Source organism: Sphingobacterium sp. MYb388 (genome assembly GCF_037479535.1).
Lineage (GTDB): Bacteria > Bacteroidota > Bacteroidia > Sphingobacteriales > Sphingobacteriaceae > Sphingobacterium > Sphingobacterium anhuiense.
Window position 1 is genome coordinate 1 of record NZ_JBBGYV010000018.1, and the last position, 7,487, is coordinate 7,487.

The following is a 7,487-nucleotide window of genomic DNA, read 5'->3' on the forward strand; positions in this document are numbered from 1 at the left end:
TGAACAGGGCTATTCCTGTTCTTTCAGTAACTTCTGCAGGCCCTTCATGCTCATCATTTGACCTATTCAGCTTCTACATCCTCTTCCTATCGGACAAGCATAATGTCTCCGTATCTTGCAATCTCTAATTTTTAACACATTTAAACCAGTTAAAGTACTTTCATGTTTTCTCTAAATAATCGAATTATTTCACTGGTCTAATTTGCTTCTTTAAGAACTCATTAATTAGAGGTGTAATCTTGAATATTTCAATAAATAGAAATTTAGTAAATGATTGTTCATTGCTATATAATATATAAAACGCTAGCTGTGAGCCGTTTGTATTCTTTTAAAGAATTTATTGCCTTTAGAATTTAAGCTACTTATGTAGTTACGTCTGTTGAAAAAGGATTTACAAGCCTGAAAATTGATCGAAATTCAACCTAGATTTTAAAATTAATTAGCTCAAACATATGGTTGCTACTTTTGTGTAATTCAGAAATCAGTAGGATTTCTGAATGAGTGCAAATCGGCGAAATACACAATTAATTTAGAACTAGACATAGCACATCTATTCAGGATAAATGGAATGAAAATGAACGTAAATCTCTTTTCAACTAATCAAAAATATTGAAATTTATTATATAGTTTAAAGGTTTATACTTACTCATTTTTGTTTTTTTGAAATCAATTTAAGCATTTGTAATAGCGAATGGACTGATAAAAGCTATTCTTTAGAGAAGAAACAGGTTCCAAAAAATTATCGATTTAGACCATGGAGAGGCAGATTATTCTATCAATCACCTTAAATATGAGATTGTTTTTTTGGTTAATTGAAATTTATTTGTCAGCTAATCAGTCTTTTATTGTGTAAAGTGAAAAATAAATTTGACATTACTAATATTCGCTGTATATTTGCATCACAATAAAACAAAAGGTGATACCTTTTCGGGGTGTAGCGTAGCCCGGTATCGCGCCTCGTTTGGGACGAGGAGGTCGTAGGTTCGAATCCTGCCACCCCGACAAAAAAAGCTCTAACGAAAGTTAGAGCTTTTTTTATTTTTCTATTTTAAGCTTTCAATATACTGAAAAGCTTTTTGTAATCTATTTTCAATATAATTATTTTCTTCTGATTCTGTCGGGCCATTAAATAACTTTGATCCCATACCTACTGCTGATACTCCAGCTTGGAACCACGCTAACAGATTTTCTTCATCTAATGATACACCACCTGTAGGCATAAATTTCAATGATTGAAATAGAGGCTTGATACCTTTCAAAAAATTTGCTCCTAAGGCATCACCGGGGAAAAGTTTTACTAATGGTGCACCTAATTCTTCAGCAACTGAAATTTCAGTGGGAGTCATGCAACCCGGTATCCAAAGTATATTATTTTTTAAGGTCACATCTGCAATTTCTGCTTTCACAATAGGACTAACAATAAATTCTGCTCCTATATTTATGAAATCTAGAGCTTGTTGCTTCGTTTTAATGGTTCCAATTCCTAGCTTTAAATCTTTGAAATTGTCATCGCGGTATTTAAGCAGAGCCTTAAAGTTGTTATGCGCTTCAGGACCTCTATTGACAAATTCGAAAACGCGAACTCCACCATTATAACATGATGTTAAAATGGCAATACATTGGTCAATATCGTCATGATAGTAGACGGGGATAATGGGAGAACTTTCAATCTTGGATAGGATAGTATGCATGTTGATTATTATAAATTGATGAAATCACCTTTGTTAAATAGTTTTTTGAATCCGAGTTGGGTCGCAGTGTCTATAATTTCTTGAGCAGACTTACCTTCATAAATAGCAGCAATTAGACCTCCCATAAAGGCGTCTCCGCTACCAATACGATCAATTAAGTCATTTGTCTCTAAAATAGTACTTATTTTATTTTCTGCAGGGCTATGATATGTACCGTAAAATAGATTATGTTTAGGGTTGTCCATAAATCTAAACGTATTAGCGATATGTTTGCATTTCGGATATTTTTCAAATATTTCTTGAGCAACTAAACTGGAATAGTCGAAATATTCGCTGCAAGAGGTATTTCTGACCAACTGCTCATGAATAGAAGTTCCAAGCATTTTGTGTTCAGCCCAAATATTTCCCATAATAACATCGCAATATGAAACTAATGTAGGCATAATATCTAGAGGCTGTTTTCCATATTGCCATAACCTACTTCTATAATTGAGGTCGACAGATATGGTGATTTTCTTTTCTTGCGCTATTTTCAATGCTGTTAGCATGAGCTGTGCTAATTCCTCGTTTAATGCAGGTGTTAAGGCTGTCCAATGAAACCATGAACAGTCGGTAAATAGTTCATCCCAATCAATATCTTCCGCTTTAAGTGTGGAAAATGACGAGTACTTACGATCGTATATTACCTCTCCGCTTGTTAAACCATTTGCCGATTGCAATATGTAAGAACCTAAGCGTTCGCCACCAAATATAAACTTGGAGGTATCGACGTTTTTGTGATTGAGTGTGTTTAAAATCTCCTTGGTTAAAGAGTGATCAGGAGCAACAGACACGTAAGTAGTCGGTATTGATAGCGAGGCAAGAGCAACAGCAACGTTCGCTTCTGATCCTCCTGGATAGGAATAGACTACCGATTGGTCATCATTAAAGAAATATTCATCTTTTGCTTGTAATCTATAAAGAATCTCTCCGAAGCAAAGGACTGTGTTTTTATCCATAAGTTATTAGTTTACTTTTCGAAAGTAGTATAAATAATTGTATTTCTGTATTGATTGTGTCTATAATTTCGAAAACGTTTGAGTAAATAAAGTTATAAGGATGTTTCTTTAGGAATTAATTATTTCATAAAATTGGTAACTTTAAATCTAACAATTATAAAATGGGGATATTGGATAAATTTTCATTGAACAATCACGTTGTTGTGGTTACCGGTGCAACTGGAGTTCTAGGAAAATCTTTTGTAGATGCTTTGGCTGAAGCTGGTGCAAAGGTTGCAGTACTGGGTAGGAATAAAGAAAAACTCCAAGAACGAGTCCAGGCTATTGAGGCGAAAGGTGCTGAGGCATTAGCAATACAAGTAGATGTTTTGAACGAAGAGGACGTGATAAGGGCTAAGGATGAAATAATAGCGAAATGGGGTACGATTGACGGTTTGGTCAATGCCGCTGGCGGTAATATTGCTGGAGCAACAATAAAGCCTGAACAAAATCTTTTTGACCATGATATAAGAGATACGCTGAAAGCAATTGAGCTTAATTTGAATGGAACAATTATTCCGACACATATTTTTGGACGTGTAATAGCTGAATCTGGTAAGGGTTCTATTGTTAATATTTCCTCACTTGCAGCAAGTAGACCATTAACTAGAGTTTTGGGGTATACGGTTGCAAAACACGGTGTAGATGGCTACACGAAATGGATGTCTGTTGAATTAGCTTTACGATACGGTGATAAGGTACGTGTCAATGCAATTGCACCAGGGGTATTTTTAACAGAGCAAAATCGAAATCTACTGATAAACCCCGATGGTACATATTCCGACCGGGCGCAGAAATTTATTAATGCGATGCCTTATCAACGTTTAGGAGAGCCAGATGAACTAAAGGGAACTTTAGTCTACTTATTAAGTGATGCTTCTGCTTTGGTTACTGGTGAAACGATTTTTGTTGATGGCGGGTTTAACGCATGGTGTGGGGTTTAATAAATTTAAGGTATGAAGAAACTTGAACAAACTTGGAGATGGTATGGGCCTAATGATCCCGTTTCCTTGGATGATATAAGACAAGCTGGTGCGACAGGTATTGTAACGGCATTGCACCATATTGCCCATGGCGATGTTTGGCCTGTCGAAGATATTTTAGAACGTAAAAGAATTATTGAAGATAGTGGATTAGTCTGGTCGGTCGTAGAGAGTCTTCCAGTGCATGAGGCGATAAAAACAGGAAGCAATGATGCCGCATATTATATTGAAAACTATGTGATGTCTTTGGAGAATTTAGCGAAATGTGGAATTCAGATCATTACTTATAATTTCATGCCTGTTTTAGATTGGACCAGAACACAATTAGATCTATTGATGAAAGATGGTTCAAAAGCTTTGTATTTTGATTGGATTGATCTTGCCGTATTTGATATTCATATTCTAAAGCGAATAGATGCAGTCAAGGATTATACAACAGTGATGTTGGAAGGAGTTGAAAAAAAAATTTCTTCTTATTCACAGCAAGATCTTGATGCGTTAGAACAAGTTGTTTTGATGGGAATCCCTGGAGAAAATGATATTACACTACAGGACCTGAATAACAGCATTGCTGTGTATGGTCAGCTTGGTCGAACGGGATTATTAAATAATTTGCTTCATTTCCTGTCATCGATAAGTGACGTTTGTGAACGGGAGGGGATTAAAATGACTATACATCCCGATGATCCGCCATATCCAATTTTAGGTCTTCCACGTATTGTGAGCAATCAATCTGATCTGGTAGCAATACTTGAAGGTGTTAATAAGCCGTTTAATGGCATTTGCTTTTGCACAGGTTCTCTTGGTGCTAGTCAGTCGAATGATGTTGCATCCATTTTGGACGCTGTTAAAGAAAGAGTTTACTTTTCGCATCTGAGAAATGTAAAGAAAGACACTTTAGGAAGTTTCTTTGAAGCTGATCATTTAGATGGTGATGTAAATATGTATGCTGTGATGAAAATTTTGATCACTGAAAATCAAAATCGAATCAGACCTATTTCCTTTAGACCTGACCATGGTCATCAAATGTTGGATGATCTAAATAAGAAGACGAATCCTGGATATTCTGCAATTGGTCGTTTGAGAGGGCTCGCAGAACTCAGGGGATTAGAATATGGAATTTTAGGTCAATAAACAAAAAAGAATGTCAGATTTTATCAATCATAATTTTATACTGCAATCGGATATTGCACAACAGCTATATCATAATTATGCAAAAGATCTTCCTATTATAGATTACCATAATCATCTTCCCCCTGATCAGATTAGCAATAATCATCAGTTTGACAATCTTGCTCAAATTTGGCTCTATGGTGACCATTACAAATGGCGTGCTATGCGAACTTTGGGAGTTGAAGAGAAATATATTACAGGAGAAGCTTCTGATTTTGAAAAATTTCAAAAATGGTCGGAGATTGTGCCTCAAACATTGAGAAATCCGCTGTATCATTGGACACATATGGAGCTTAAGAATCCATTTGGAATTAACAAATTCCTCAACATTCAAAGTTCACATGCTATTTATGAACAAACAAGGGAACAATTGAAGGAACCGAGTTTTAGTACTCAGGGACTTTTGAACCATTTTAATGTTGAGATGGTGGGAACAACTGATGATCCAATTGATAGTCTGGAATTTCATAAGGCTTTAAGTTTAAATACTGAATTTAACACAAAAGTACTTCCGACGTTTCGCCCAGATAAGGTTTTTCAGTTATCGAAAGGAGATGTATTTAGAGCTTATGTGCAAAAACTATCCGATGTGAGCGGAATAAAAATACACCACTTGGATTCTTTATTAGAAGCACTTGATGAACGAATTAATTATTTTGACTCTTTGGGTTGTGTGGCTTCAGATCATGGGTTGAAATATCTGCCTAAAAAAGGGGCATTTAATTTAGCGGAAGTGAATTCTACTTTTATTCGCGTGATCAATGGAGATGATACTGGAGTTTTGGAAGTGGAAGATAGCTTTGTTTTTTATGTTTTAAGTGAATTATGCTCAAAGTACCATGCAAAAAATTGGGCGCAGCAATTTCATTTAGGTCCGTTGCGTGATACAAATAAAGGGAAGCTGACAATTTTGGGTGCTGATACGGGATATGATTCTATTGGGGACTACCCTCAAGCTGATCGTATGGCAGATTTTTTTAATTATCTCGATACGAAGGATCAATTGGCCAAGACAATCATATATAATGTTAATCCTGCTGATAATGCTGTTTTTGGTTCAATGATCGGTAATTTTCAGGGCGGGAATATGAAGGGAAAAATTCAATTTGGTTCAGGATGGTGGTATCAGGATCAGTTGGATGGTATGACAGAACAGATAAATGCACTTTCTAATTATGGTTTGATCAGTTGTTTTATTGGGATGTTAACCGATTCGCGAAGCTTCTTGTCTTATTCTCGACACGAATATTTTAGAAGATTGCTTGCTAATATTTTTGCAGAAGATATCATCAAGGGGTACCTTCCGCATGATGTCGATATGATTGGAAAGGTTATAGCGGATATTTGTTATCACAATGCGGTTGCCTATTTTAAAAAGTAAAAAAGCTAACTGAGGTGCAAAATCAAGTCAAAAGACTTGATTTTCTTATTTCCAGGGTAGTTTCTAGTTCGATTGTTTCAAAATCGTTATGTGATGGACGCTTAATAAGATAAATGAGTTTTTTCATTGCAGTATGTCCGATTTCACTTGCAGGCTGTTTGATTCTGCTCAATGCAGGGTTGAGTGACGTTGGAATAGAAATATTAGAAAAGCCAATAACAGCGATTTCTTCTGGAACCTTAATCCCGAGTTCTGCTAGAATTCCGAGTGTTCTTGTGGTGATGACATCGGTAGCTCCAAAAATTGCATTTAGCTTATGTTCTGTGTTTAGTGTTTTTTGTATGGCGCTTTTGATTTGTTTATCAAGTATTGCGGTATCTTGAATATTACATTCAATAAAGTAATAGGGCTTTAGTGGAATTTCAAATTCTCTTAAAGCTTCTTTATATCCGTTTAATCTGTCTTTGGAAACACCTAATTGGTGTCCTGTAATATGAAGGATATTTGTACGTCCTTGTTCGAGGAGGTGTTTGGTAGCTTTATAAGCCCCGTCGAAATTGTTGGCACCGACTTTATCCGTTTTTAATTGATTGACTGTTCTATCAAAAATAACGATTGGTTTTCCGTTTTCTTGTAATTCTTTCAATAAACTCAGATTCGATGATTCGCTGACTGGTGAAATCAAAAGTCCGTCAATACCTCTCGAGTTTAAAACTTCAATACAGGATTTCTCAACCTGTATATCTTCTCTGCTCTGCATAATGATGATATCAAAGCCTGTTTCTATAGATGCTTTTTGAATTCCGTCTAGTATTTCTGCTATAAATGTATTATTAATCGCGCATACAATGACACCGATAGTATTTGTTTTCCCGATTTTAAGACTTTGTGCCACTTTATTAACGCTAAAATTCATTTTTGTAGCGTAGTCCTGAACAACCTTTTTGGTCTTCTCACTAATTTCATAACTATCTGATAAAGCTTTGGAAACTGTTGAGATTGATATATTCAATGCTTTAGAGATATCTTTTAAGGTAGTTTTAGCCATTTTGATTACTAATTTTGGTTATTGTAGATGTATAAAGATATTTATAAATATGATATATCACTAAACAATCTACAGAATCGACAATCGATTTTGAGCAGAGATTATACATTTTCTATTAATTATATGTTTAACCATAAATTTATCGGTCAGGTTATAAGCTGTTTACCGGTTCAC

6 protein-coding genes and 1 tRNA gene are annotated in these 7,487 nt (G+C 35.4%); 4 read left to right on the top strand and 3 right to left on the bottom strand.

What is annotated here, in order from left to right; genetic code table 11:
* Positions 1–928: 928 nt before the first annotated feature.
* Positions 929–1,002 (top strand) — tRNA-Pro (locus WH188_RS26095).
* 41 nt (positions 1,003–1,043) lie between these two features.
* Here WH188_RS26095 and WH188_RS26100 read toward each other — a convergent pair.
* Together WH188_RS26100 and WH188_RS26105 are read right to left on the bottom strand one after the other, a co-directional pair.
* Entirely contained in the window at positions 1,044–1,691 is a 648-nt protein-coding gene (locus WH188_RS26100) for a bifunctional 4-hydroxy-2-oxoglutarate aldolase/2-dehydro-3-deoxy-phosphogluconate aldolase (protein WP_132773951.1), read from the bottom strand.
* An 8-nt stretch (positions 1,692–1,699) separates the two neighbouring features.
* The gene (locus WH188_RS26105) at positions 1,700–2,689 is read right to left on the bottom strand and encodes a sugar kinase (RefSeq protein ID WP_168128474.1); all 990 of its coding nucleotides are present in this window, start codon (positions 2,687–2,689) and stop codon (positions 1,700–1,702) included.
* A 161-nt stretch (positions 2,690–2,850) separates the two neighbouring features.
* Between WH188_RS26105 and WH188_RS26110 the strand changes: the two genes are divergently transcribed.
* From WH188_RS26110 to uxaC, 3 genes are read left to right on the top strand one after another with little or no spacing between them, the layout of a single operon-like run.
* Positions 2,851–3,672, top strand: coding sequence for an SDR family oxidoreductase (locus WH188_RS26110; protein WP_021191081.1), 822 nt, complete (start codon positions 2,851–2,853; stop codon positions 3,670–3,672).
* A gap of 12 nt (positions 3,673–3,684) precedes the next feature.
* On the top strand, positions 3,685–4,845 hold the full coding sequence (gene uxuA / locus WH188_RS26115; protein ID WP_132773955.1) for a mannonate dehydratase: 1,161 nt from the start codon (positions 3,685–3,687) through the stop codon (positions 4,843–4,845).
* 10 nt (positions 4,846–4,855) lie between these two features.
* Entirely contained in the window at positions 4,856–6,265 is a 1,410-nt protein-coding gene (gene uxaC / locus WH188_RS26120) for a glucuronate isomerase (protein ID WP_021191082.1), read from the top strand.
* Positions 6,266–6,287: 22 nt separating this feature from the next.
* On the opposite strand, the gene WH188_RS26125 is transcribed toward uxaC, so the two are convergent.
* Positions 6,288–7,313, bottom strand: a complete 1,026-nt coding sequence (locus tag WH188_RS26125; protein WP_021191083.1) for a LacI family DNA-binding transcriptional regulator — start codon at positions 7,311–7,313, stop codon at positions 6,288–6,290.
* Positions 7,314–7,487: the final 174 nt, after the last annotated feature.

Bases quoted from the DNA above. Each gene is read 5' to 3' on its own strand.
- WH188_RS26100 (WP_132773951.1), bottom strand. From the start codon at position 1,691: ATGCATACTATCCTATCCAAGATTGAAAGTTCTCCCATTATCCCCGTC.
- WH188_RS26125 (WP_021191083.1), bottom strand. From the start codon at position 7,313: ATGGCTAAAACTACCTTAAAAGATATCTCTAAAGCATTGAATATATCA.
- uxaC (WP_021191082.1), top strand. From the start codon at position 4,856: ATGTCAGATTTTATCAATCATAATTTTATACTGCAATCGGATATTGCA.
- uxuA (WP_132773955.1), top strand. From the start codon at position 3,685: ATGAAGAAACTTGAACAAACTTGGAGATGGTATGGGCCTAATGATCCC.
- WH188_RS26110 (WP_021191081.1), top strand. From the start codon at position 2,851: ATGGGGATATTGGATAAATTTTCATTGAACAATCACGTTGTTGTGGTT.
- WH188_RS26105 (WP_168128474.1), bottom strand. From the start codon at position 2,689: ATGGATAAAAACACAGTCCTTTGCTTCGGAGAGATTCTTTATAGATTA.